This is a genomic window from Streptomyces sp. NPDC003691, assembly GCF_053981115.1.
This window is the reverse complement of record NZ_JBSFNQ010000013.1, coordinates 96,118-119,729: the sequence shown is the minus strand read 5'-3', so window position 1 is coordinate 119,729 and position 23,612 is coordinate 96,118. Positions and strand designations below refer to the sequence as shown.

The following is a 23,612-nucleotide window of genomic DNA, read 5'->3' as shown; positions in this document are numbered from 1 at the left end:
ACTCACCCGGCTCGACGGCCGCTATGCGCCGGTGCTGCTGGGCCGCTGGCTCCTGCGGCTCCCCCAGCCCTGCGGGTGGGTGGGGGTCCCCCCGTGCCCGCAGGGCACAGGGGGAGAGTGTGCGTGCCGGGCGTCGCGGGCCAGACGGGACTTTGCGGACACGGCCTGGTTGTCCACAGGCGGGCGGGGCCGGGCCGCGGGCTGTGCCAGTCTGGATACCCGGCGCGGAGCCGGTGCGGGGAGGGAAGGTCCGGATGCGGACGTCCTTCACCGGGCAGGCTCCGGGAGGTCAGCCGCGGACGGGCCGGAGCCGGGCGGGACCGGCCCGGGACCACCGGTCACCGACCGGACCGCGGCGCCCTCGCCGCGCGCCGGGACGCACGGAGAGCACGTACGAGTACGGGGTGAGCAGGGCGTGACCGAAGGCCGATGGCACAGGGCGGGCGGCGCTCTGCTGAGGGTGATCGTGGTGTGGGCGGTGTCCACCCTGACGATGCTGGCGCTCGCCGGAGCGCTGCCCGACTTCCGGCTGCAGTCGCCCGACGGCGACAGCCTGACCCGGACGGCGCTGACCGCCGCCTGGGGCGCGGGCGCCTTCGGGCTGCTCTCCGCACTGGTGTGGCCCCTGGTGGTCCGGGCGCTGCTGCTCGTCCCGGCCCTCGTCCTGGGCCTGCTGGTCTTCTTCCTGAACGGCTCGCTGCTGCTGCTCGCGCTCCGCTTCGTCCCGGACGGCCGGGGCACCCTGGGCCCGGAGACCGCCGTCGTGGTCGCCGCCGTGATGTCGGCCGTCGCCTCGGCGACATCCACGGCACTGGCCGTACGCGACGACAACGCCTACCGCCGCCGGCTGTCCCGGCTGGCGACCCGCCGCAGACGGCGCTCGGGCGACATCTGCGACGAATGCCCCGGGATGGTCTTCCTCCAGCTCGACGGCGTCGGCCACGAGGTCCTGCTGCGCGCCGCCAAGGACGGGCTGATGCCGACGGTCGCGAGCTGGCTCGGCACCAGCCACCGGCTCACGCCCTGGCGCACCGACTGGTCCAGCCAGACCGGCGCCAGCCAGCTCGGCATCCTCCACGGCACCACTTTCGACGTCCCCGCCTTCCGGTGGTACGAGAAGGACACCGGGCGCCTGATGGTGAGCAACCGGCCCGCCAGCGCGGTCGAACTCCAGCGCCGGGCCGTCGAGCGGACCGGGGACGGCGGGCTGCTCGCCCGGGACGGCGCCAGCCGGGGCAACCTCTTCAGCGGCGGTGCCGACCAGGTCGCCCTGGTGCTCTCCGTCGCCGCCCGGCGGGGCCGGGCCAACCGCTCCCGCGCCGGGTACTTCGCCTACTTCTCCGACCCGGCCAACGCGGTCCGGACCGCCGTGTCGTTCGTCTCCGAGGTCGGCCGGGAGATCGGCCAGTCCGTCCGCGCCGGGCTGCGGGGCGACAGCCCGCGGGTGAAACGCGGCGGGCTGTACCCCCTGATCCGGGCCTTCGCGACGGTCGTCGAGCGGGACGTGGTGGTCGCGGCCGTCATCGGGGACATGCTCGCCGGGCGCACCGCGGTCTACGCCGACCTCGTCGCCTACGACGAGGTGGCCCACCACTCGGGCCCGCACAGCAGGGACGCCGCGCAGGTGCTGGAGCGGCTCGACCGCTCGCTGGCGCTGCTCGCCAAGGTTGCCGAGCACGCGCCCCGCCCGTACCACGTCGTCCTGCTCTCGGACCACGGCCAGAGCCCGGGCGAGACCTTCGAAGGGGCCTACGGGCTGACCCTGAAGGACCTGGTGCGGGCCGGCTGCGGGCTGCCCGTGCCGCGGAAGGCCGAGCGGTCCAGGAGCGGGGCCGAGGCCCGGGAGGCGGCGCGGGTGGCGCTGCGGACCGCGCTGCACCGGGATCCGGCGGACGGTACGGACGAGCCGCCCGCGCCGGGTGCCGAGCCGATGGTGCTGGCCTCGGGGAATCTGGGGCTGGTCTCCTTCTGCGAGATGCCCGGGCGGCTGAGCCGGGAGCAGATCGACGCCCGCCATCCCGCGCTGCTGACGACCCTTGCGAACCATCCGGGCATCGGGTTCCTGCTGGTGCGCAGCGAGGAGCACGGCTCGGTGGTGCTGGGCCCGGAGGGCGCCGAGGTGCCGGTCGCCGAGCTCACCGACGGCGGCCCGCTGGCCCCGTTCGGCCGGGGCGCGGCGGACGCCGTGCGGCGTACGGACGGGTTTCCCCATGTCGCCGACATCATGATCAACTCCATGTGCGACACCGGGACCGGCCGGGTCCATGCCTTCGAGGAGCAGATCGGCTCCCACGGCGGACTCGGCGGTGAGCAGTCCCAGCCGTTCCTGCTGTCACCGGCGGAGCTGTCCCGCCCCGTGGCTGACGGCACCGAACTGGTCGGCGCGGAGCGGGTGCACCGGGTGCTGCGGCGCTGGCTGCGGGAGTGCGAGGCGTCGCGGACACCGCTCGGCGAGGACCCTGCCGGAGGCCGCCCGGCGGCGGAGCGGGACACGGCCGGTGACCGGGCGGCCGGGGGACAGGCCGCCGCCGGAGGTGGTGCCGCGACGGAGCAGGGTGCCGCCGGGGAGCATCCGGCGGAGGGACAGGGCTCCGCCCGGGGCCGTACGGCAATGGAACAAGGCGCCGGGGATCGTGCAGCGGCGGAGCGGGATACAACCGGGGGCCGTCCGGCGGCGGGGCAGGGTGCGGCCGACCCGGTGGCCGGGAGGGGGGAATCGGGCTAACACCCGTCCCCCGGGAGAGGGGTTCGTGAGCGGCGTCTGCCGTGTCGGGGCGGATTGCGGGGACTGGATGCATGTCCAGGAGGTCGCGCCCCATGAATCAGCCGCCGGTCGCCCCGCCCCGCCGTTCGGGCCGTGCCGTCGTCCGGCACGGGCTGCCGGCCCTGGTGGCGCTGCTGGTGCTGGTGGGGCTCTCCCTGGTCGCGGGTGCCCAGCCGGTGGCGGCCGCCGAGCCGCGCCTGCCGGTCTCCTCGGCCCAGGACGGCGCTCCCGAGGCTCAGACCGAGGAAGGCGTCGGCGCCACCACGGCGGCCTCCCGGGCCCGGTCCGCCGCACGTCCGTACGGCAGGGCCGCCGGAACGGCCCCGGAACCACCGGCCGCCGCCCCCGGCAGGGCCCTGCCCGCGGCGCCCCGGCCGGCCGCCGTCCTCCGGTGCGTGGTGCTGCGCTGCTGACGGCCGCCCGCGCGGTGACGGTCCACCGGGACCGGCCGCCGCGCCGACGGACCGCAGACCGCCGCACGGTCCCTCGACGAGGGCGCGGCGCGTCCCCTTCCCACAGCAGAGGTGCACCGCCATGCCCATCGATCCCTTCGCCGCCCTGAACGCCATGCTGCGCGCCGACGCGGCCCGGGCCGCCGCCGACTTCGCCGAGAAGCGGGCCCGCTCGCAGGGCAAGCAGCAGTCCGCCGACGAAGGGGCCAGGTCCGACGAACCGGAACCCCGGTCCGAATCCGGCCCCGGCACCGTCCTTGCGAACCGCCGGGACCACGGCACACCGTGACGGCCCGGCCGGCCGGGGCACTGCCCGGCCGGCCCGGCCCGGGTCCCATTACCTCGCGCGTAATCGACCCGGACCCACCCCCACCGGCAGGCTTTCTCTCACCGGAACCCGGGCGGCGCACTCCGCCCGGGTTCCGGGAAGAGTCCCCCGGCCCGAGGGCCGCCCGCCGCTGATGGAGGCTGATCCCCATGACCGCTGCCGCTCTGCTCGCCGGCCTCGCCCGCACCGAAGACACCACCCGGATGCTCCGCCGCTTCCTCGCCCTCGACGCCGTCGTCACCGGCGGCAACGGACTGGTCTACGTGGTCGCCTCGGGGCCCGTGGCGCGGCTGCTCGGGGTCGACGCCGGACTGCTGCTCGGGCTCGGGATCTTCCTGGTGGCCTTCGGTGTCGGGGTGGGCCTGATCGGCTCCCGGCCGCAGCCCGCCCCGGCCGCCGTGAAGGCCGTCGTCGACGCCAACGTCGTCTGGGCGGCGGTCAGCCTGATCGCCCTCGTCCTCTGGTTCGACCCCACCGTCGCCGGGGCGGTCTGGATCCCGATGCAGGCCATGACCGTGGCGGGCTTCGCCGCCCTCCAGTGGTCCGCGCTCCGGGCGGGCGGCGCCGGGCGCTGAACCCGGCCGGACGCCGGTGCCCCGGCCCGCGGACACCCCGCCGCCACGGAGGCATCCCCCCGCCACACCGCTTCCCGGTTCCGGTCCCCGGAACCGGGAAGCCGACGTTCCGGGACCGCCGGGACCGCCGGGCTCCCGCGCCCGTGGACTGCCGCGCCCGTGAACTCCCGACGGACCGGCGGACCGGCGGCCCGGGTTCCGAAGCCCCCGGCCCCGGAGCGCCCCTGGACCCGACGCCCCCCGACCCGACGCCCTCCGGGCCCGGTCCTCAGACCAGGGAGCGCAGATAGGCGACCGTGGCGGGATCGGCCGGCAGGAACGTCTCGATCGCCAGCTCCGACACCGTCACGTCCATCGGCGTATTGAAGGTGGAGATCGACGAGACCAGCGACAGGACCTGCCCCTCGTGCTCGACCACCATCGGCAGGGCGAAGTACGGATACGCCGGCTGCTCCTCGGCCTCCGCCCCGTTTCCGGGCCCGTCCGGCACCGGATAGGCCGAGACCTCGTCGTACAGCTTCCGCAGCTCCTCCGAGCGCACCAGCGCGAGCTGACGCTCCATCTGGTGGAGCAGATGGTGCCGCCACTCCCGCAGATTGCGGATCCGCGGCGCGAGCCCCTCCGGATGCAGGGTGATCCGCATACCGTTCAGCGGCGGCGTCAGCAGATGGGGCGCGATGCCGTCGAGCAGCCGGGTCATCCCGAGGTTCGCCGCGACCACGTTGTACAGCCCGTCGACCACGACCGCCGGATAGGGGTCGTAGCCGTGCAGCAACTGCTGCATGCCCTCCATCAGTGCCCCCATCGAGGGGTCGTCGAGGGATGTCTCCGGGAAGCGGGGCGCATAGCCGCCCGCCAGCAGCAGCGCGTTCTGTTCGCGTACGGGGACGTCGAGCTGCTCGGCGAGCCGCAGGATCATCTCCTCGCTGGGACGGGAGCGCCCGGTCTCGATGAAACTGATGTGACGGGCCGAGGAGTCGGCGCGCAGGGCCAGGTCGAGCTGGCTCACCCCGCGGCGCTCACGCCACGCCCGCAGCAGCGGACCGACACCCGGGGCAGTCACAAGAGTTGTCATAACCAAGAAGGTAATACGCCGGACACCCCGGATGCCTTTCACGCCGGGGCGAAAGCGCGGGCACGGCGCTCCGGGAGGGGCCGAGGCCGTCCCGGTCAGCGCGGACGGTGCTGTCCCAGCGAGGTCTGGATTCGCTGGGCAAGCCCGCTCCGCGGGGCCGGACGTACTGCTCCATCCAGCCAAACGCGCAGGTGGGAGCCGAGTTCCAGTCCGAAGGTCTCGGCTTCCGCCTCCTCCCGCTGACGGAAGTCGGTCCGGGCGGCCAGGCTCTGCACCGCGGAGTCGGCGACTCCCGCGGCGGCCGGTACACCGGTTGCCGGGGAAAGGCGGGCGGGTGCGGTGATAACCCCGGCCGACGTCCCCCGCGACCTGCCCGGATCCGGATCCCGGCGCGGTCCGGACTCCGCTGCCGCCGGGATCCGGCTGCCGTGCCCGGCTACCATGTGCCACGCTTCGTGGCCGAATATCACGAGTTGATGGAGCGGGTGGGTGTTCGTCTGGACGCAGATGACGTCCTGGTCGGCCAGATCGAGATAGAGCCCGCTCGCGGTTCCGGGCGGAAAGTCCACCAGCCGCAGCACCACCGGGCGGCCCCGGCGCTCGCCGAGCCGCGCACAGAGAGCGGCGAACACCTCCTGGGTCCCGTCGGGCCGGGCCCGCTCGACGGCGCGGGCGAGATCGTCACGGAGCTCACGCATCGCACTCCGGGTGCTCTTGCTGCCCACTGGGCTCCCCCCGCTCGACGGCCGTGGCGGTCCACGGCGGTCGTCGGCGCGGTCCGCCGCGTCCGCCGGGGTTCCGGGAGCACACGGTACCCAGGGTTTCGCACACACGTATCGGATCGTGGGCGGGTTGCAGATTTTTTGGACAAGGTTCTTGCACAATCTGCCAGGTCAGCACCGTCCGCGGCCCAGCGGCAGGGTGCCCGGGCAGCCCCGGCGGACCGCCCGCCCGCGATACCCGCCCGCCGCGAGGCCCCGGCCGGACACGTCCGCTCCCGCCGGACCACCGGCTCCCCGGCATGTCCTCAGCCCCCTCCCGAGCCCCTCCCGCCGTACCGTACGACCGCCTCCCGGGCGCCCCGGTGCTCCCACCGGCGGCTCCGGCCGCCCCGCCGGACCACCGTCCCCGGCCGCCAGGGCCCCGCGACCGCCCCGGGTGCGCCCCCGGCCGCCCCGGGGCACGATGACCGCATGCTGCTCGCACGGCTCGCCGAAGCGTCCCGCGCGGTGGCGGATGCCGCCGCGCGGTCCCGGAAGACCGGCCTGCTCGCCGAGGTGTTCGCGGAGGCCGGGCCCGACGAGGTGCCCCTGGTCGTCGCCTATCTCTCCGGACGCCTTCCCCAGGGCCGGATCGGTATCGGCTGGAGCGCTCTCCGGGATCCGCCGCCGCCCGCCGCGGTGCCGTCGCTGACCGTCACGGCCACCGATACCGCACTGGGCGGTCTCGCCGCGATCGCCGGTCCGGGGTCGCGGGCCGCCAGGGCCCGGGCGCTCGACGCCCTGCTGGGCGCCGCCACCGCCGCCGAGCAGGCGTTCCTCACCGGGCTGCTGCTCGGCGAGGTGCGGCAGGGCGCGCTGGACGCGATCGCCCTGGAGGCGGTCGCCAGGACCGCCGGGGCCGAACCCGGAGCCGTCCGCCGGGCCGTGATGCTCGACGGTTCGCTGCCCCGGGTCGCCGCCGCGCTGCTGGCCGGCGGCCCCGGCGCGCTGGCCGGTTTCGGACTGCGGGTCGGCCGTCCGGTGCTGCCCATGCTGGCGCACACCGCGCCCTCCGTCTCCGCGGCCGTCGAGACGCTCGGAACCGCCTGCGCCGTCGAGGAGAAGCTCGACGGCATCAGGGTCCAGGTGCACCGCGACGGCGGCACCGTACGGGTCTTCACCCGCTCGCTGGACGACATCACGGACCGGCTGCCGGAAGTGGCCGAGGCGGCGCGGGCGGTGCCCGGTGACCGGTTCGTCCTCGACGGCGAGGTGGTCGCCCTGGACGCGGACGGGCGCCCGACCCCCTTTCAGCGGATTGCCGCCCGGGCCGGCTCCCGTACGGATGTGGCGGCCGCCCGGGCCGCCCTGCCGGTGACCCCCGTCTTCTTCGACGTCCTCGCCGCGGACGGCGAGGGGACCCTCGACCTGCCCGGATCCGAGCGCCACTCCGTTCTCGCCGCTCTGGTGCCGGAAGCGCTGCGGGTCCGCCGTACCGTCGTCGCCGACCCGGCCGACCCCGCCGGGCGGGCCGCCGCCGAACGGTTCCTCGCCGACACCCTGGCCCGCGGCCACGAAGGAGTGCTGGTGAAGGCGCTCGACGCGCCGTACGCCGCCGGGCGGCGCGGCCGCTCCTGGCTCAAGGTGAAACCCGTCCACACCCTGGACCTGGTGGTCCTGGCGGCCGAGCGGGGGCACGGCCGCCGCACCGGACTGCTCTCCAACCTCCACCTCGGCGCCCGCGCCGACGACGGCTCCTTCGTGATGCTCGGCAAGACCTTCAAGGGCCTCACCGACGAGATGCTCCGCCGGCAGACCCGGAGCCTCGGCGAACTGGCCGTGTCCGACGACGGTTTCACCGTACGGGTCCGGCCCGAGCTGGTCGTGGAGATCGCGTACGACGGCGTCCAGCGCTCGCCCCGCTATCCGGCGGGGGTGACGCTGCGGTTCGCCCGCGTCCTCCGCTACCGGCCCGACAAGTCCGCGGCCGAGGCGGACACCGTCGCCCGGGTACTGGACGAACTCCGCGCCCGGGACCCAGGCGGCACCCCCTGACCGCCCGCCCCGTTCAGCTGCCGCCACCCCACACCTGCCGGGCGAACTCGGCGAAGTCGCGCGGCTCCCGGCCCAGAACCTCCCGGACGTCGTCCGTCGTACTCGCGTTGTGCCCGTCCAGCAGCATCTGGAACAGCTCCGTCAGCCAGGCCGCCTCCGCGGGCGGGAAGCCCGACTCCTCCAGCGCCGCCCGGTACTCCTCGCCGGTCACCGGCACATAGCGGACCTCCCGGCCGGCCGCCCGCGAGATCTCCGCGGCCGCCTCCGCGAAGGTGATCGTCCGCGGCCCGGTGACGTTGTACGTACGGCCCGCGTGCCGCTCGTCGGTGAGCGCCGCGACCAGCACGTCCGCCAGGTCCTCCACATCGATGAACGGCTCCGCCGTGTCCCCGGCCGGGAAGGCGATCTCGCCCTGCTCCAGCCCTTCCCCGAGCCAGCCCTCGCTGAAGTTCTGCGCGAAGAAGGCCCCGCGGACCACCGTCACCGGTACGCCGCCCTCCAGCAGCGCCCCCTCCGAGTAGACCGCCTCCTGCTCGCCCCGGCCGGAGAGGAGGACCAGCCTGCGGACCCCGGCCGCGGCGGCCTCCTTGCCGAAGACCCGCATCGCCTCGATGGCGCCGGGCGCCGCCAGGTCCGGGTAGTAGTTCACATAGACCAGGTCGGCGCCCTTCAGCGCGGGCGCCCAGGTGTCGGGGGCCGCCCAGTCGAAGACGGTCTCCCCGGTGCGGGAGCCCGCCCGGACCGTCAGGCCCGCCGCGGTCAGCCGCTCCGCGACCCGCCGTCCCGTCTTCCCGGTCGCCGCCGTCACCAGCACGGTCACCGGGCCGCTCCCCGCCTCCCCGGCCGGGCCGCCGGTGCCCGCCGTACCCGTGCCGTCCGCCGTACCCGGGGTGCTCGTCGTGTCCGCCGCCGTGGGCGCGTCCGTCGTGTTCTGCTCCGTCATACGTCCCAGGTTCCCGGCCCGGCGCCGGCCGCTCCATGCTCCACAGACTCAACCCCATACGCGATCGTCCAGATCGTCTACGCTGCACGGCATGGACGTACTCGGCGGTCTGCTCGACGGCCCCCGCGCCCGGGGTGCTTTCCTGCTGCGCATGGTGATGGAACCGCCGTGGTCGATCCGGGTCGAGGACCGGGCGCCCCTGTCGCTGATGTGCATGACCGAGGGCGAGGCGTGGTTCGTGCCCGACACGGGGGAGCCGGTGCTGCTGCTCCCCGGCGATATCGCCATCGCCACCGGGACCGCCCCGTACACCATCGCCGACAGTCCCGGGACCCCGCCGCAGACCCTGGTGGTCCAGGGCGGGGAATGCCGCACCCTGCACGGCGAACCGCTCGGGAACGCGCTGCTCCACGGCGTGCGGACCTGGGGCAACGACCCCCACGGCTCCGCCGTGATGCAGGTCGGCACCTATCTCATGGAGGGCGAGGTCAGCGGACGCCTGCTGGACGCCCTGCCGCCGCTGGTGCACCTCCGGGCCGGTGAGTGGGCCTGCCCCCTGCTGCCGGTGCTGGAGGAGGAGATCGCCCGCGACGAGCCCGGCCAGAGCGTGATGCTCGACCGCATCCTGGACCTGGTGCTGGTGGTGGCGCTCCGCACCTGGTTCTCCCGCCCGGAGTCCAGCGCCCCGGCCTGGTACCGGGCCATGGGCGACCCGGTCACCGGCCCCGTGCTCCGGCTGATGCAGGACGAACCCGCCCGCCCCTGGACCGTGGCGTCCCTCGCCGCCGAGTCCGGGGTCTCCCGGGCCGCGCTGGCCCGGCGCTTCCACGAACTGGTGGGGGAGCCCCCGATGGCGTATCTGACCCGCTGGCGCCTGGACCTCGCGGCCGATCTGCTGCGGGAGACGGACGCGACGGTCGAGTCGATCGCCCACCGGGTCGGCTACAGCGGCGGATTCGCGCTGAGCGCCGCCTTCAAACGGGTCCGGGGCATCAGCCCGCAGGAGCACCGCACCCGGCGCGGCACCGACACCGCGGAGCTCTACCGCCGCGGCGCGCCCGTCCGGGCGGCCGTCGGGAGACCGGTCTTGCCGGAGCCGCAAGAAATCTCGCGCTGAGGGCCCCGGCGGGTCACCCTGTCGCCATGACCCGTCACCATGATCACACCGACTCCCCGGCCCACTCCCGTACTCACGGCCATGCCCATGCCCATTCCCACGGCGGTCCGGACATGGACTGGGAGCAGATGGCGCCGATGCTGGAACGCGGCGCCGAACTCAACCGCTCGCTCTACGAGGACGCGGCCCGCTGGCTCGCCGGGCAGATCCCGGCCGCCGGGGTCCGCCGGATCCTGGACGTCGGCAGCGGACCGGGCGTGCTCACCGTGCTGCTGGCGGAGGTCTTCCCGTACGCCGAGGTGGTCGCCGTCGACGGTTCCCCCGAACTGCTCGACCGGGCCGCGGAGCGGGCCGCGCGGGCCAGTCTCGGCGACCGCTTCCGGGCCGTGCGCGCCGAGCTCCCCGACGACCTCGCCGCCCTGGGCACCGCCGATCTGATCTGGGCGGGCGACTCCGTCCACCACATCGGCGACCAGCGCGCGATGCTGGCCGGACTGGCCGGACTGCTGCGGCCCGGCGGGCTGCTGGCGCTCGTCGAGGGCGGGCTCCCGGTCCGCCATCTGCCCCGGGACATCGGGATCGGGCGCGCCGGGCTCGAAGCCCGGATCGACGCCCTCCAGGGCGAATGGTTCACCGAGATGCGGGCCGGACTGCCCGGCGCCAAGGAGGAGACCGAGGACTGGCGGGCGCTGCTCACGGCCGCCGGTCTGACGGACAGCCGGGCCCGGTCCTTCCTGCTGGACCTGCCCGCGCCCCTGCCGGAGGCCGCCCGCGAGCATGTGGCGGCGGTCTTCGCCCGCCGCCGGGAGTTCCTCGAAGAGCGGCTCCCGGCCGACGACGCCGCGGCCCTCGGCGTACTGCTGGACCCGGACGACCCGCGGTCGCTGGCCCGCCGTCCGGACGTCCATCTGCTGACCGCGCGGACCGTCCACACCGGGCGCCGCGCCTGAACCGTCCGTACCCTTTGGGCCGGGCGCCGCGCCCGGGCCGTCCCGGCCGGTCACCCGCGCCTGAACCGTCCGGACCCCCGGGACCGGCCGCGGGCGCCCGAGTCATGACGGCCGCCGTCGGCCGGCCCGGATCCACCGGGCCGGCCGCGGCAGCCCGTCGGTCCGTCAGCCGCAGGGCTCCAGCCGCCACTGCTGATGGGCGCCGTCCGTGTCCTCCCACTGCTGGACCCGGGCCCCCGGCTCCCCGCTGCCGTCGGCGACCTCCAGCAGCAGCCCGCTGACAAAGCTGACCACGGCATAGGTGCCGGGCGTGTCCACCAGCGATTCGATGACCCACTCCTGCGCGCCGAAGTTGTTCGCCCGCCACTGCTGGATCCGTGCGCCGTTCTCGGTGGAGGCGTCGGCGACGTCCAGCCGTTTGCCGCTGGCGACGTTCACGAAGTGGTACAGCCCGTTGCCGTTGGGCACCGGGTCGATCCGCCACTGCTGGACGGCCTCGCCGGTCTCCCGCGCCTGCTGGACGACCGCTCCGCTGCCCTTGACCCCGCCGTACACCTCCAGGACCAGGCCGCTGGCGGCATTGCGCACCAGATAGCGGCCCGGTTCGAAAGCCCCGCTCACCGTTCCCTGTTCCCCGTTCTCCTCGTCCGCGATGTGATGAACGATCGTACGAGAAGCCGGGCCCGGCGGCCCGCCCGCGCCCCGGGACTCCTTCAGCCGAAGACCGCCGGGTCCGGGCCCAGCCGACGGCCCTCGTCCAGCGCCGCGAAGGCCGCCAGGTCGTCGGCGTCCAGCTCGAAGCCGAAGACGTCGATGTTCTCCCGGATCCGGGAGGGCGTCACCGACTTCGGGATGACGACGTTCCCGGTCTGGAGATGCCAGCGCAGCACCACCTGGGCGGGCGTCCGGTCGTGCTTGCGGGCCACCGCCGCCACCGCGGGCACCGCCAGCAGCCCCCGGCCCTGCCCCAGCGGGGACCAGGCCTCGGTGACGACACCGTGCCGCTCGTGCGCCGCCTTCGACTCGGTCTGCTGCAACTGCGGGTGGAGTTCGATCTGGTTGACCGCGGGTACGACGGAGCTCTCCGCCACCAGCCGGTCCAGATGCTCCGGCAGGAAGTTCGACACACCGATCGCGCGGGCCCGCCCGTCGGCGAGGATCTTCTCGAAGGCGCGCCAGGTGTCGGTGTACGCGTCCTTCTGCGGCACCGGCCAGTGGATCAGGTACAGGTCCACGTAGTCGGTGCCGAGCCGGTCGAGGGAGGCGTCGAAGGCCCGCAGGGTCCGGTCGTAGCCCTGGTCGCTGTTCCACAGCTTGGTGGTGAGGAACAGCTCCGGGCGGGGGATGCCCGACTCGCGGACGGCCCGGCCGGTGCCGGTCTCGTTCTCGTAGACGGCGGCGGTGTCGATGCTGCGGTATCCGGCCTCCAGCGCCGTCGACACCGCCCGCACCGCCTCGTCGTCGGACACCTGCCAGACGCCGAAGCCGAGCTGCGGCATGGTGACGCCGTTGTTCAGGGTGAGGGAGGGAACCTTGCTCACGTGGGACGTGTCCTTCGCTGTTCGATGACGGGTCGGCGGAACCGGGCCGGACGCACGGTTCCGGTTCCGGTTCCGGTTCCGGTTCTATGGAAAGGGATACGCCCCGGGCCGGCATTCCCGGGGCGCCCCACAGCCCTCCCACGACCCTCTCACGGAGCCCGGCCACCGGCCCGGCGCGGCAACGCGGCGCGCCCCGCCCCGGGCTCCGTGCCGACCCCGGCCGCCGCCCCTCACCAGCCGCGGCCGGGGCGCCGGTCAGGTGAAGGCGGGCATGATCCGGTCGTGGATCAGCCGCAGCTGCTCCCGTACCCCCGGCACCTCCGGCAGATCGCGTTCCGCGAACGCCTTCACCAGCGTCCGGTCCGCCACTCCGCAGATCAGATGGTTGACCCCGGCCGCCGCGATCTCGTCCCGGATCTTCTCGGCGCACTCCTCGGGCGTCCCCGACACCGACAGGCGCTCCGTCAGCTCCGGTGTCGTCAGTTCGATCCCCCGGGCGAGGTCCCCCGCCCGGACCGCGTCCGCGACGGGCTTCAGCTCCGCGGGGTTCACCCCGTTGCGCCGCACCTGCTCGTCGGACATCGCCGAGGCGTAGATCCCGACCATGCTGCGGGCCGCCTCACGGGCGACCGCCGAGTCCTCGGCCGTGGCGAAGACCACCCAGGCCCCGATGTCCAGCGACGCCACGTCCTTGCCCGCCCGTTCGGCCCCGGCGCGCAGCCGGTCGACCATGTAGGAGTGTGCCTCCCGGGTGTAGCTCAGGGCGTGGTGGCAGCCGTCCGAGAGTTCACCGGCCGCTTCGAAGGTGCGTGGTCCGCGCATCCCGCCGAGCTTCAGCGGTACCCGCTCCTGCACCGGCCGGGCGAAGGTGAACAGCCCGTCGTACGAGTAGAACTCGCCGTCGAAGGTGATGGTCCCCTCGTCGAGGAGGGTCCGCACCACATGGAGGGCCTCCTTGGTGCGCGACAGCGGCTTGGTGCGCGAGGCGTCGATGCCGTACTGCTCCAGCAGACCGGTGTTCCCGCTCGACAGCACCGCCTCCGCCCGTCCGCCCGACAGTTCGTCCAGCGTCGCCACCGCCTGGGCCACATGGGTGGGGTCCCGCAGCAGCATCGGCGAGACGCTCGGGCCCAGCCGGATCGTCCGGGTCCGGGTCGCGGCCGCGGCGAGCAGCACCCAGATGTCCTTGTGCCAGGTCTCGTCCGCCGGATAGCAGCCGTAGAAGCCGAGTTCGTCGGCGAGTTCGATGGTCGGGAGTAAGTCGGCGAGAGGGTAGTCCGGGAGACACCCGTAGCTGAATTTCATGCGGGCATTGTGGTGACTTGGGCCGCCTTGCGTCAGGCGCCACGGCGGACTCGGCCGAAATCCGCCGCGGCGCGGCTCCGCCGGTCAGCGGTAGAGCGCCTCGACCTCCGCCGCGTACGCGTCTTCGATCGCCCGCCGCCGCAGCTTCAGGGACGGGGTGAGCAGCCCCTGCTCCTCGGTGAAGGGGTGGGCCAGGATCCGGAACGTACGGATCGACTCCGCCTGCGGCACCTGGGCGTTCGCCGCCACCACCGCCCGCCGGATCTCGGTCTCCAGACCGGGGTCGCGGACCAGCTCCGCGGGCGGCAGGCCGGGCAGCCCGCGCATCGCCAGCCAGTGGTCCACCGCCTCCTGGTCGACGGTGATCAGGGCCGCCACGAACGGCCGGTCGTCGCCGACCACCAGGCACTGCGCCACCAGGGGGTGCTCCCGCACCCGCTCCTCCAGCGGCCCGGGGGAGACGCTCCGGCCGCCGGAGGTCACCAGCACCTCCGTCTTCCGGCCGGTGACGGTGAGATAGCCGTCCTCGTCCAGCGAACCGAGGTCGCCGGTGGCCAGCCAGCCGTCGTGGAGGACCTCGGCGGTGGCCGCCGGGTCGGAGTGGTAGCCCGCGAAGACCTGGGGGCCGTGCAGCCAGATCTCGCCGTCCTCGGCGATATGGACGGTGGTGCCCGGTACGGGCGGGCCGACCGTACCGTACTTGACCCGGCCGGGCGGATTGCCGGTCGCGGCGCCCGCGGTCTCGGTGAGCCCGTAGCCCTCCATCACGGTGATGCCCGCGCCCTCGAAGAACAGCCCGAGCCGCCGGGACATCCCCGAGCCGCCGGTCATGGCCTGCCGCAGCCTGCCGCCGAGGGCTTCCCGCACCCGGGCGTAGACCGACCGGTCGAGCAGTTGGTGCTGGACCCGCATGGCGGCCGTGGGGCCCGGTCCGCGGCCGAACGCCCGCTGCTCCAGGGCTTCCGCGTACCGTACGGCCGCCTCCGCGGCCCGGTCGAAGGCCGCGCCCCGGCCCTCGCGCTCGGCGGTCTGCCGGGCCTCCGCGTAGATCTTCTCGAAGACGGCCGGCACGGCCGACACGAACGTGGGGCGGAAGTCCGCCAGGTCCGCCATCAGCGGTTCGCCGGAGACGGCCGGCTGATGGGCCAGCCGTATCCCGCCGCGGACCGCCGCGACCTGCACCATCCGCCCGTAGACATGGGCCAGCGGCAGAAAGAGCAGGGTGGACGCGTCCTCACCGGCCCGGCCGCGCAGCGCCGCCTCCCAGTGCTCGTTCAGCGTGTCGCACTCGAACATCAGCTGGGCATGGGTGAGGACGCAGCCCCGGGGGCGGTCCGAGGTGCCGGAGGTGTAGACGACGGTGGCCGTGGAGTCGGGGGTCACCGCCCGCCGGTGCCGGTGCACCACCTGGTCGTCGATCCGCTCACCGGCCGCGACCAGATCGGCGACGGCGCCCGCGTCGAGCTGCCACAGCCGCTTGAGCAGCGGCAGCCCGCCGATCACGGAGCCCACGGTCATGGCGTGGTCCTCGTGCTCCACCAGGGCGGCGGACACCTCGGCGTCCTGGAGGATCCAGAACACCTGCTCCCGCGAGGAGGTGGGGTAGAGCGGGACGGACTGGGCGCCGACGGTCCAGAGCGCGAAGTCGAAGAGGGTCCACTCGTAGCGGGTCCGGCACATCAGCGCGACCCGGTCGCCGAACCGGACGCCGTCGGCTATCAGCCCTTTGGCGAGGGCGAGGACCTCGTCGCGGAAGCGCGCCGAGGTCACCTCCGCCCAGGTGCCGTCCTGGCTCCTGCGGCTGAGGGCGACCCGTTCCGGGAACCGGTCGGCGCGGTGGAAGACCGCGTCGGCCAGTCCGCCGACAAGAGGGGGCGCGTCCAGCGGGGGGACAGTGAACTCGCGCAATGGCCTGCTCCTTGTGGCGCTCCGCACAGCGCGCGCGACGCTACCCCACCGCGGAGCCCCGCGGGACTCCGTTGCAGAACTCTTGGACGATTGGCATTGCCACAGGTCAGAGCCGCCGACCGGGGCGGATACGGAGGGTGGGGCCGGGATCCCGGGCCGGGCCCGGGTCCGGCGAGGTCCGACCGGCACGGAATCCGACCCGTCAGGACACTCCGGCTTTGCCGAGTTTTACCTCCCGTTGGGGCGCACAACGGCATATAAGACGGCGCGCAAGCCCGCGCGTACCCCCTGCCGCCGCCCGCGCGCACCACCGTCCGTCAGCCGCCGTCGACGGCGATGCGCTCCGTTCCCGTGTACACGTTCATGTTCGGGCCGCGCAGAAAACCCACCAGCGTCACTCCCGATTCGGCCGCCAGGTCCACCGCGAGCGACGAGGGCGCCGAGACCGCCGCCAGCACCGGGATCCCGGCCATCACCGCCTTCTGGACCAGCTCGAAGGAGGCCCGGCCGGAGACCAGCAGCACGACCCGGGAGAGCGGCAGACCGCCGTTCTGCACCGCCCGCCCGATCAGCTTGTCGACCGCGTTGTGCCGTCCCACGTCCTCCCGTACGTCCAGCAGCTCACCGGCCTCGGAGAAGAGGGCCGCCGCGTGCAGCCCGCCCGTGCGGTCGAAGACCCGCTGCGCGGCCCGCAGCTTCTCCGGCAGCGCCGAGAGCAGCTCCGGGGTGAGCCGCGGGGCCGCCGGGTCGGTGACCGGATGCCGGGTCCTGGTGCGTACGGAGTCGAGACTGGCCTTGCCGCACAGCCCGCACGAGGACGTCGTGTACACCTTGCGGCGCAGATCGGTATCGGGTTCGGGGACCCCGGGCGCGAGCCGGACGTCGACCACGTTGTAGGTGTTCACCCCCTCCGCGGTCGTCCCGGCGCAGTACAGGATCTGCCGGACGTCCCCGGCCGCCCCGATCACCCCTTCGCTGACCAGGAAGCCCGTGGCCAGGGCGAAGTCGTCGCCGGGGGTGCGCATGGTGATCGCCAGCGGTTCCCCGTTGAGCCGGATCTCCAGCGGCTCCTCGACGACCAGCGTGTCGGGGCGGTCGGACACCGCGCCGTCCCTGATCCGGAGGGTACGGCGGCGCTCGGTCACCCGTCCCATGGGCGATCACATCCCGTTCTTCTCGCTGCTCCGCCCGAGGAGGGTCCGGCCCGGTGGGCCGGGGGCGGCCCGCCCATTCTCCGGTACCGGAGAAGAGTGCCCGGGCGGCCCCGGCGGGGGTGCACGAGCGCCGGGCCGTGCCGGATCCTCGGGAAAGCTACAGAAAACTGGGGGCGAATCCTGTCGGGTCACCCGACGTCGTACCAGGTGGTAGCCGCGAACACTGGGGTGTTCGTACGTCCGCGGAAAGGGAATCCCAGCAATGATCGGAACGCGTATCGCGTCACTGGGGCACTACCAGCCCGCGTCCGTGCTGACCAATGCGGACCTCGAAGCCCTGGTGGACACCAGTGACGAGTGGATCCGCTCCCGCGTCGGCATCCTCACCCGGCACCGGGCGGCCGAGGACGAGCCGGTGGACGAGCTGGCGGCACACGCCGCGGCCAAGGCACTGGCCGGGGCCGGGCTGACGCCGGGCGATGTGGACCTGGTGCTGGTCGCGACCTCCACGGCGATCGACCGGTCCCCGAACACCGCGGCCCGGGTCGCGGCCCGGCTGGGCATGGGCTCCCCGGCGGTCATGGACCTCAATGTGGTCTGTGCCGGCTTCACCCACGCCCTGGCCACCGCCGACCACGCGGTACGGGCCGGTTCGGCCCGCCGGGCCCTGGTCATCGGGGCCGATAGCATGACCGCGGTCACGGACTGGACCGACCGCACCACCTGTGTGCTGACCGGTGACGGGGCGGGCGCGGCGGTCGTCGAGGCGGCCGAGTACGAGGACGGGGACCCGGCGCCCGGTATCGGGCCGGTGGTGTGGGGCTCGGTGCCCGAGATGGGCCATGCCGTACGGATCGAGGGCACCCCGCCGCGTTTCGCGCAGGAGGGCCAGACGGTCTATCGCTGGGCCACCACCCAGCTGCCGCCCATCGCCCGCTCGGTCTGCGAGCGCGGCGGGGTGGACCCGGCCGAGCTGGCCGCCGTCGTCCTGCACCAGGCCAATCTGCGGATCATCGAGCCCATCGCCCGGAAGATCGGCGCGGTGAACGCGGTGATCGCGCGGGACGTCGTCGAGTCGGGCAACACCTCGGCCGCGTCGATCCCGATGGCGTTCTCCAAGCTCGTGGAGCGGGGCGAGATCCCCAAGGGCGCCCCGGTACTGCTGTTCGGCTTCGGCGGCAACCTGTCCTACGCGGGGCAGATCGTCCGCTGCCCCTGAGAACGGGGGCGCTCAGCGGGCGGCGGCGGCGAGCGGGGCCGCGGGTGCCGGTGCGAAGCGCGACGCGCCTGCCGCCGCCGGGGTGCAGCGATTGAGTTCGGGATTGCAGGTCCACCCGGCGGGGCAGCGCACCGGCACGCACCCCTTGAAGGGGACGCAGTGCCGGCAGGCGGGGCAGCGGAGGAGTGCGCACGTCGGTGCGGCCGTCCCCGCCCGGGCGCCGGACGTTCCGCAGTCCGCCGCCGCTGCCGGTGCCGGGAGAGCGGACGGGTGAGCCGCCGCGGCCGGTGCGGCGGCGGCCCGGACCGTCTGCGCACCGGCGGCCGGACCGGCCAGCGCCAGCGCCAGCGCGGCGACGACCAGGGCGATACGGCTCGGCTGCGGCCGGCGTTCCGTTCTCATGGCGTGCGCTCCTCGTCCGGTGGTGCGGCCCGCTCCAGCGCAGCACGGCTCCGGGGACCCCGCAACACACCGGGTGAGCGCGCGGTTGCCCCGGGTCGTCGCCCGGGCCGCCGGTGAACCGGGTGCCGGGCGGACCGCGGCCCGGCAGACTGGGCGCATGGCGGTGACGATACGGAGCGCGGGGCTGGTACTGCACCGCGAGCGCGACGGCGGGACCGAGGTCCTGATCGGGCATATGGGCGGGCCGCTCTGGGCGCGCAAGGACGAGCAGGCGTGGTCGTTCCCGAAGGGGCAGTACGGGGACGACGAGACGCCCGAGGCGGCGGCCCGGCGCGAATTCGAGGAGGAGCTGGGCATCGCCCCGCCCGACGGCCCGTGGCAGCCGCTCGGCGAGGAGCGCCAGCCCAGCGGGAAGCTGGTCACCCTCTGGGCGCTGGCGGCCGATCTGGACCCGGCGCTGGTGGTGCCGGGCACGTTCCGGATGGAGTGGCCGCCGCGCTCCGGCCGGATCCGGGAGTTCCCCGAGATCGACCGGGTGGCCTGGGTGGATCCGGCGACCGCCCGGAGGCTGCTGGTCAAGGGGCAGGTCGTCTTTCTCGACCGGCTGGCCGCGCTGACGGCGGGCGGGGCGGGGCGACCGTAGCGGGCACGGGGCGGGGCGCCCGTGGCGTATGCCGCGTACGGGGCGGTGGCACGGGAGCGCGGTGGGTCAGTGCCTGGAACCCGTCATACTTCAAGGGCGCGGCCGAAGCGTTCACGCAGCGCCCGGGTGGCACGGTCGCCGAGCTGGTTCCAGCGGAGTCCGAGGCCTTCGAGTCCGGCCAGGTACGGGGACTCGGCCAGGGCCAGCGCACCCGCGTCGCCGATCCCGTTCTCATCGAGAGTGAGCCGTCGCAGCGTGGCCAGTGCCGGGGTGCGGGCCAGGACCCGTGCTCCTTCGTCGCCGATGCCGCAGTGACGGAGGCCGAGGACGCGCAGCCGCCGGAACGGTGCCGCTGTCAGTCCGGCCGCGCCTTCGGGGCCGAGACGGCCCCCCGACAGTTGCAGCTCTTCCAGTGTTCCGGTGAACACCGACTCGGCGAGGGCACGGCCGATCCCGGGCGGCAGCTTCCCTTCGTCGTGGAAGCCGCCCGACAGGCGGAGTGCTCGCAGGGCGCCGAGCTGCCGTCCCCGCACCAGCGTGAGCATCGCCGCCGGAGCGTCGCCGCTGTCGATGCGCATGCCGAGCCGTTGGAGACCGGCTGTCACGGGGGAGTTGACCAGTACGCCGACGCCTTCCGGGGTGAAGGCGCCGCTGGTGAGGTCGAGCGCGGTGAAGCGGTTGGGCAGCTCGCTCAGCCGGGCCGGCACCTCGTCGCCGAGCAGATGGCTGTCGAGTCTGAGGTCGGCGAGTCGCGGAAGTGCCGTCAGGGCCGTCACCAGGGCGCTGTCGAGGTCGTCGTAGCTGCGGCGCCCGAGGTCGAGGCGCTCCAGATGCGGTGCGAACACGGCTTCCGTCAGTCGTACGAGCCCTGCGGAGGTCCAGTCCTGCTCGTCGTAACGTGAGGCGGACACATCCAGTGCACGCAGGAGGGGGTAGCTGTGACTGGTGAGGAGCGCGGTCAGGTCCTCGTCGCCCAGGCCGGAATCCGGCAGCGCAAGGTCCTCCAACTGTCGCAGATACGGTGACCGGGCCAGCCGGGCCACGGCGTCACCGCCCAGGCAGCCGCTGTCGTAGGTGCGCAGCGTGCGGTACCGGCCGAGGGCGGGAAGCAGCGAGATCTCGGCGAGATGGTCGCCCGCGAACTGGAGTTCGAGCCGGTCGTCTTCGGGCGCGGTACGGAAGAGGGCGTCGTGGTGGCGCAGGAAGATTTCCGCTTCCACGTCGGTGAGAGTGCGCACGAATCCGTGCTCCGGGCTGCCGGTGAGCGCTTCGCGTACCTCCTCGGGCAGGGTGGCCAGGTAGTCCGCCACGGCGGCGTCCTCGCCGTCCGCGTCGCCGCACTGGACGGTGATCAACCGGGCGTGCTCGGGATGGGAGACGGCCGCGAGCTCCGCGTAGGCCAGCCGGGGGCCGTTGTCGGCCGGGCGTTCGCGGATGGCGAGCAGCAGACGCTCGGCGGTCCGGTCGACGTGGTCCGGGCCCGGGGCGACGGAGTCCGCTTCGGTGTCGTGCCCGAGGGCCCTCCGCACGATCCCCCGTGTCCGGTGCAGGTCGGGATCGCCGCCGAGGAGGAGCGCCGCGTCGATGACGTCCAGGGCGGCCTGCGGATGTCCGCCGCGGAAGAGGTCCCGGGCGAGCCGGGCCAGCGTCGGGCCCGCGGGTTCCCCCCACCGCACGGCGTGGATCACCTCGGCGAGTGACGACTGCGATGTCAGGGGCGAGGCCGGGACGCCGTCGTACCCGTGGGGATCGTCGACCGTGACGGCGGGCCAGGGCAGTTCGTCGCCGACGACCGGGGTGAGCGCCGTGGCGCCTTCCCGGGCGGCGAGCCGCAGCCGGGCCAGCTGCGCGGCGGCGCCGCCGGGGTCGTCGGCTTCGGCTTCGGACAGCACGGCGCGCAGTTCCGCCGTGCTGTAGGGCCGGTCGGCGGCAGCCGGGGAGGACCGCAGGCCGGCGTCGCTCCACCGGCGGCCCAACCGCACCTCCCGCACCACCGCGCCGGTGGCGTCGCGGACCTGCCAGAGGCCCACCTCGACCTGGTCCTCGACCGGGCCGGAGCGGGTGACTCCGCGGCCGTCCGCCTCCTCGGCCGTGCGGTGCCAGGTCCGGTGCCGCTCGGCCCCGTGGCCGGCCCCCGGGTCGTGGACGGACTCGCGGCGCAGCAGCCCGTGCGCGTCGTAATGGCGCCAGGTGCCGTGCTGGGGGCGGACCTTGTCACGGGCCACGCGGCGTCCCTCGGAGCGCAGCACGCCCGTCGTGTAGTACGTGTACTCGGTGCCGTCGGGTGTCCGCTCGCTTTGGAGGGTGCCGTCGGCCCACCAGCCCCGGGTCTCCAGTGTCCCGTCGCCGTTCTCGCCACGCCGTCGCATGAACAGCCACGGAGGATCCGCGTTCGGCAGATGGCTCGCCGTGGGTGCCACGCCGTCGGGGCGCGGCGGCACGGGCTCGCCGGAGCTGCGATGGACCTCGACCCCGGCTCCGTCGAGAAAGCGCGTGCCGATCAGATCGCCGTCCTCGTACACGCACTCGTAGACGCGTATGGACTTCGCCGTGCCCTCCCACGGCCCGCCCGAGCCGTACCCGGACCACGGCCGCCCGGCCACCGGGACAGGCGGACGGTGGATGCGCCGTACGCCGTCGATACGGCCGTCGGCGTACCGGCCCTCCTGCGACAGCTCGCCGCCGGGGTGGTCGTAGCGCCGGTAGACGCCGTGCGGGCGGCCCGCGACATGCTCGGACTCGCAGATGAACCGGCCGTCCGCGTCCCAGTAGCGGACCGGGCCCGTGAGCCGCCCGTCCTCGTCCCTGTCACCGAGCACCCACTCCTGGTCCTCCTCCGACCACCATGCCCCGGGCGGCCGTGGATCGGTGCGACGCTCGGTCATGCTCTGCCTTCCTCGTCCAGCAGCTTCGCGGTGTACGCGCCCGGCAGGCCGTCCTCGTGCGGCGCGGCGCGCGCGGAGTGATTGTGGCAGCCGAAGCGGAAGGTGCCGGGGCACCGGGTCGGCAGGCAGCAGGAACCGGCCGTGGCTGTACGGGAACAGGGCCGGATCCCGCGGAGCCGTCACCCCGCGGAGTGTGATCGTCCTTGCGCCGCTACTGCTTTGTCCAGACTGTGGAAGAAGTTGTCATGGAACTCTGCGCAAGTTCTTCCCCCTTGGTGAAAGCGCTGCTACGTTCCCCTCGAAAGCCTGATCAGTCAGGACCGGCAGGGGTCCCCACGCCGATGGCCGGGGGAGGGGAGGGGAAATGAGACGCATGACCGCTCGACCCGCGAACGCGCACCAGGCGAGGCTGCTCAAGCTGCTGCGCGACGGGGGGCCCAACTCCCGGGCCCAGCTCGGCGATCTCGTGGACCTCTCCCGCTCCAAACTGGCCGTCGAGGTCGACAAGCTGCTGGAGACCGGACTGGTCGTCGCGGACGGGCTCGCCGCCTCGCGCGGCGGGCGGCGCTCCCACAACATCCGGCTCGCCCCCGGACTCCGCTTCCTCGGCGTCGACATCGGCGCCACCTCGGTCGATGTCGCGGTCACCAACGCCGAACTGGAGGTGCTCGGACACCTCAACCACCCGATGGACGTACGCGAAGGACCCGTCGCGGTCTTCGAGCAGGTCCTCGCGATGGCCGCCAAGCTGAAGGCCACCGGCCTCGCCGAGGGCTTCGACGGCGCCGGTATCGGGGTCCCCGGGCCGGTCCGCTATCCGGAGGGCGTCCCGGTGGCCCCGCCGATCATGCCGGGCTGGGACGGCTTCCCCGTCCGAGAGGCGCTCAGCCAGGACCTTGGCTGCCCGGTCATGGTCGACAACGACGTGAACCTGATGGCCATGGGCGAGCAGCACGCCGGGGTGGCCCGCTCCGTCGGCGACTTCCTCTGCGTCAAGATCGGCACCGGTATCGGCTGCGGGATCGTCGTCGGCGGCCAGGTGTACCGCGGTACGACCGGCAGCGCCGGGGACATCGGCCATATCCAGGTCGACCCCTACGGCCGGGCCTGCGCCTGCGGCAACAAGGGCTGTCTCGAAGCACACTTCAGCGGCGCGGCGCTCGCCCGCGACGCCGAGGAGGCGGCCCGCTCCGGCCGCTCGCCCGAGCTGGCCGAACGGCTCGCTGCGGCGGGCCGGCTGACCGCGGCGGACGTGTCCGCGGCGGCGGCCGCCGGGGACACCGCGGCGCTGGAGCTGATCCGCGAGGGCGGCAACCGCGTCGGCCAGGTCGTCGCCGGACTCGTCAGCTTCTTCAACCCCGGTCTGGTGGTGATCGGCGGCGGGGTGACCGGACTCGGTCATACGCTGCTGGCCGCCGTGCGGACCCAGGTCTACCGCCGGTCGCTCCCGCTGGCCACCGGAAACCTCCCCATCGTCCTGGGCGAACTGGGCGCCGCCGCCGGAGTCATCGGCGCCGCCCGGCTCATCAGCGACCACCTGTTCTCACCGGCCTGACGGGCCGGCGACCCGTACCGACGGAAGTACCCGCGCCACC

The 23,612-nt window shown here is 74.1% G+C and carries 20 protein-coding genes; 10 read left to right on the top strand and 10 right to left on the bottom strand.

Annotation, left to right across the window (positions count from 1 at the left end; all coding sequences use genetic code 11):
- Positions 1-415 precede the first annotated feature (415 nt).
- From ACWDR0_RS09410 to ACWDR0_RS09395, 4 genes are all read left to right on the top strand, one after another.
- Positions 416-2,725 carry a phage holin family protein gene (locus tag ACWDR0_RS09410; protein WP_456351043.1) on the top strand — a complete coding sequence of 770 codons (2,310 nt, stop codon included), beginning with the start codon at positions 416-418 and terminating at the stop codon, positions 2,723-2,725.
- Between the two features lie 92 nt (positions 2,726-2,817).
- On the top strand, positions 2,818-3,177 hold the full coding sequence (locus ACWDR0_RS09405) for a hypothetical protein (protein WP_456351042.1): 360 nt from the start codon (positions 2,818-2,820) through the stop codon (positions 3,175-3,177).
- 121 nt (positions 3,178-3,298) lie between these two features.
- Positions 3,299-3,505: a hypothetical protein gene (locus ACWDR0_RS09400; protein ID WP_456351041.1), complete on the top strand. Its 207-nt coding sequence runs from the start codon at positions 3,299-3,301 to the stop codon at positions 3,503-3,505.
- A 188-nt stretch (positions 3,506-3,693) separates the two neighbouring features.
- Positions 3,694-4,119 carry a hypothetical protein gene (locus tag ACWDR0_RS09395; protein WP_456351040.1) on the top strand — a complete coding sequence of 142 codons (426 nt, stop codon included), beginning with the start codon at positions 3,694-3,696 and terminating at the stop codon, positions 4,117-4,119.
- Positions 4,120-4,387: 268 nt separating this feature from the next.
- Here ACWDR0_RS09395 and ACWDR0_RS09390 read toward each other — a convergent pair whose 3' ends face one another.
- Both ACWDR0_RS09390 and ACWDR0_RS09385 read right to left on the bottom strand, forming a co-directional pair.
- Positions 4,388-5,194, bottom strand: coding sequence for a helix-turn-helix domain-containing protein (locus ACWDR0_RS09390; RefSeq protein ID WP_456351039.1), 807 nt, complete (start codon positions 5,192-5,194; stop codon positions 4,388-4,390).
- Positions 5,195-5,289: 95 nt separating this feature from the next.
- Positions 5,290-5,892 (bottom strand): hypothetical protein, encoded by a 603-nt coding sequence (locus ACWDR0_RS09385; protein ID WP_456351038.1) that lies wholly within the window; start codon positions 5,890-5,892, stop codon positions 5,290-5,292.
- Between the two features lie 495 nt (positions 5,893-6,387).
- On the opposite strand from ACWDR0_RS09385, the gene ACWDR0_RS09380 reads away from it, so the two are divergent.
- Positions 6,388-7,950 carry an ATP-dependent DNA ligase gene (locus tag ACWDR0_RS09380; RefSeq protein WP_456351037.1) on the top strand — a complete coding sequence of 521 codons (1,563 nt, stop codon included), beginning with the start codon at positions 6,388-6,390 and terminating at the stop codon, positions 7,948-7,950.
- A 13-nt stretch (positions 7,951-7,963) separates the two neighbouring features.
- Here the strand turns inward: ACWDR0_RS09380 and ACWDR0_RS09375 are convergent, their stop codons facing one another.
- Positions 7,964-8,893: an NmrA family NAD(P)-binding protein gene (locus tag ACWDR0_RS09375; protein ID WP_456351036.1), complete on the bottom strand. Its 930-nt coding sequence runs from the start codon at positions 8,891-8,893 to the stop codon at positions 7,964-7,966.
- 91 nt (positions 8,894-8,984) lie between these two features.
- Between ACWDR0_RS09375 and ACWDR0_RS09370 the strand changes: the two genes are divergently transcribed.
- Together ACWDR0_RS09370 and ACWDR0_RS09365 are read left to right on the top strand one after the other, a co-directional pair.
- A complete protein-coding gene (locus tag ACWDR0_RS09370) occupies positions 8,985-10,010 on the top strand; it encodes an AraC family transcriptional regulator (protein ID WP_456351035.1) in 1,026 nt (341 codons plus the stop codon).
- Positions 10,011-10,036: 26 nt separating this feature from the next.
- The gene (locus ACWDR0_RS09365) at positions 10,037-10,960 is read left to right on the top strand and encodes a class I SAM-dependent methyltransferase (protein WP_456351034.1); all 924 of its coding nucleotides are present in this window, start codon (positions 10,037-10,039) and stop codon (positions 10,958-10,960) included.
- Between the two features lie 165 nt (positions 10,961-11,125).
- Here ACWDR0_RS09365 and ACWDR0_RS09360 read toward each other — a convergent pair whose 3' ends face one another.
- The 5 genes from ACWDR0_RS09360 to fdhD form a co-directional block, all read right to left on the bottom strand.
- On the bottom strand, positions 11,126-11,581 hold the full coding sequence (locus ACWDR0_RS09360) for an RICIN domain-containing protein (protein ID WP_456351033.1): 456 nt from the start codon (positions 11,579-11,581) through the stop codon (positions 11,126-11,128).
- A 92-nt stretch (positions 11,582-11,673) separates the two neighbouring features.
- Positions 11,674-12,501, bottom strand: coding sequence for an aldo/keto reductase (locus ACWDR0_RS09355; RefSeq protein WP_456351032.1), 828 nt, complete (start codon positions 12,499-12,501; stop codon positions 11,674-11,676).
- Between the two features lie 255 nt (positions 12,502-12,756).
- Positions 12,757-13,806, bottom strand: a complete 1,050-nt coding sequence (locus ACWDR0_RS09350; protein ID WP_456351031.1) for an LLM class flavin-dependent oxidoreductase — start codon at positions 13,804-13,806, stop codon at positions 12,757-12,759.
- 84 nt (positions 13,807-13,890) lie between these two features.
- Positions 13,891-15,714: an AMP-dependent synthetase/ligase gene (locus ACWDR0_RS09345; protein ID WP_456351030.1), complete on the bottom strand. Its 1,824-nt coding sequence runs from the start codon at positions 15,712-15,714 to the stop codon at positions 13,891-13,893.
- A gap of 317 nt (positions 15,715-16,031) precedes the next feature.
- Positions 16,032-16,868: a formate dehydrogenase accessory sulfurtransferase FdhD gene (gene fdhD / locus ACWDR0_RS09340; protein ID WP_456351029.1), complete on the bottom strand. Its 837-nt coding sequence runs from the start codon at positions 16,866-16,868 to the stop codon at positions 16,032-16,034.
- Between the two features lie 262 nt (positions 16,869-17,130).
- Between fdhD and ACWDR0_RS09335 the strand changes: the two genes are divergently transcribed.
- Positions 17,131-18,087 (top strand): beta-ketoacyl-ACP synthase III, encoded by a 957-nt coding sequence (locus tag ACWDR0_RS09335; protein WP_456351028.1) that lies wholly within the window; start codon positions 17,131-17,133, stop codon positions 18,085-18,087.
- 12 nt (positions 18,088-18,099) lie between these two features.
- Here ACWDR0_RS09335 and ACWDR0_RS09330 read toward each other — a convergent pair whose 3' ends face one another.
- Positions 18,100-18,489 (bottom strand): hypothetical protein, encoded by a 390-nt coding sequence (locus ACWDR0_RS09330; RefSeq protein ID WP_456351027.1) that lies wholly within the window; start codon positions 18,487-18,489, stop codon positions 18,100-18,102.
- Positions 18,490-18,646: 157 nt separating this feature from the next.
- Here ACWDR0_RS09330 and ACWDR0_RS09325 point away from each other — a divergent pair, with 157 nt between their 5' ends.
- Positions 18,647-19,132 carry an NUDIX domain-containing protein gene (locus ACWDR0_RS09325; protein WP_456351026.1) on the top strand — a complete coding sequence of 162 codons (486 nt, stop codon included), beginning with the start codon at positions 18,647-18,649 and terminating at the stop codon, positions 19,130-19,132.
- 83 nt (positions 19,133-19,215) lie between these two features.
- Here the strand turns inward: ACWDR0_RS09325 and ACWDR0_RS09320 are convergent, their stop codons facing one another.
- A complete protein-coding gene (locus ACWDR0_RS09320) occupies positions 19,216-22,017 on the bottom strand; it encodes a hypothetical protein (protein ID WP_456351025.1) in 2,802 nt (933 codons plus the stop codon).
- A 373-nt stretch (positions 22,018-22,390) separates the two neighbouring features.
- On the opposite strand from ACWDR0_RS09320, the gene ACWDR0_RS09315 reads away from it, so the two are divergent.
- A complete protein-coding gene (locus tag ACWDR0_RS09315; protein ID WP_456351024.1) occupies positions 22,391-23,572 on the top strand; it encodes an ROK family protein in 1,182 nt (393 codons plus the stop codon).
- The last annotated feature ends 40 nt before the right edge of the window (positions 23,573-23,612 follow it).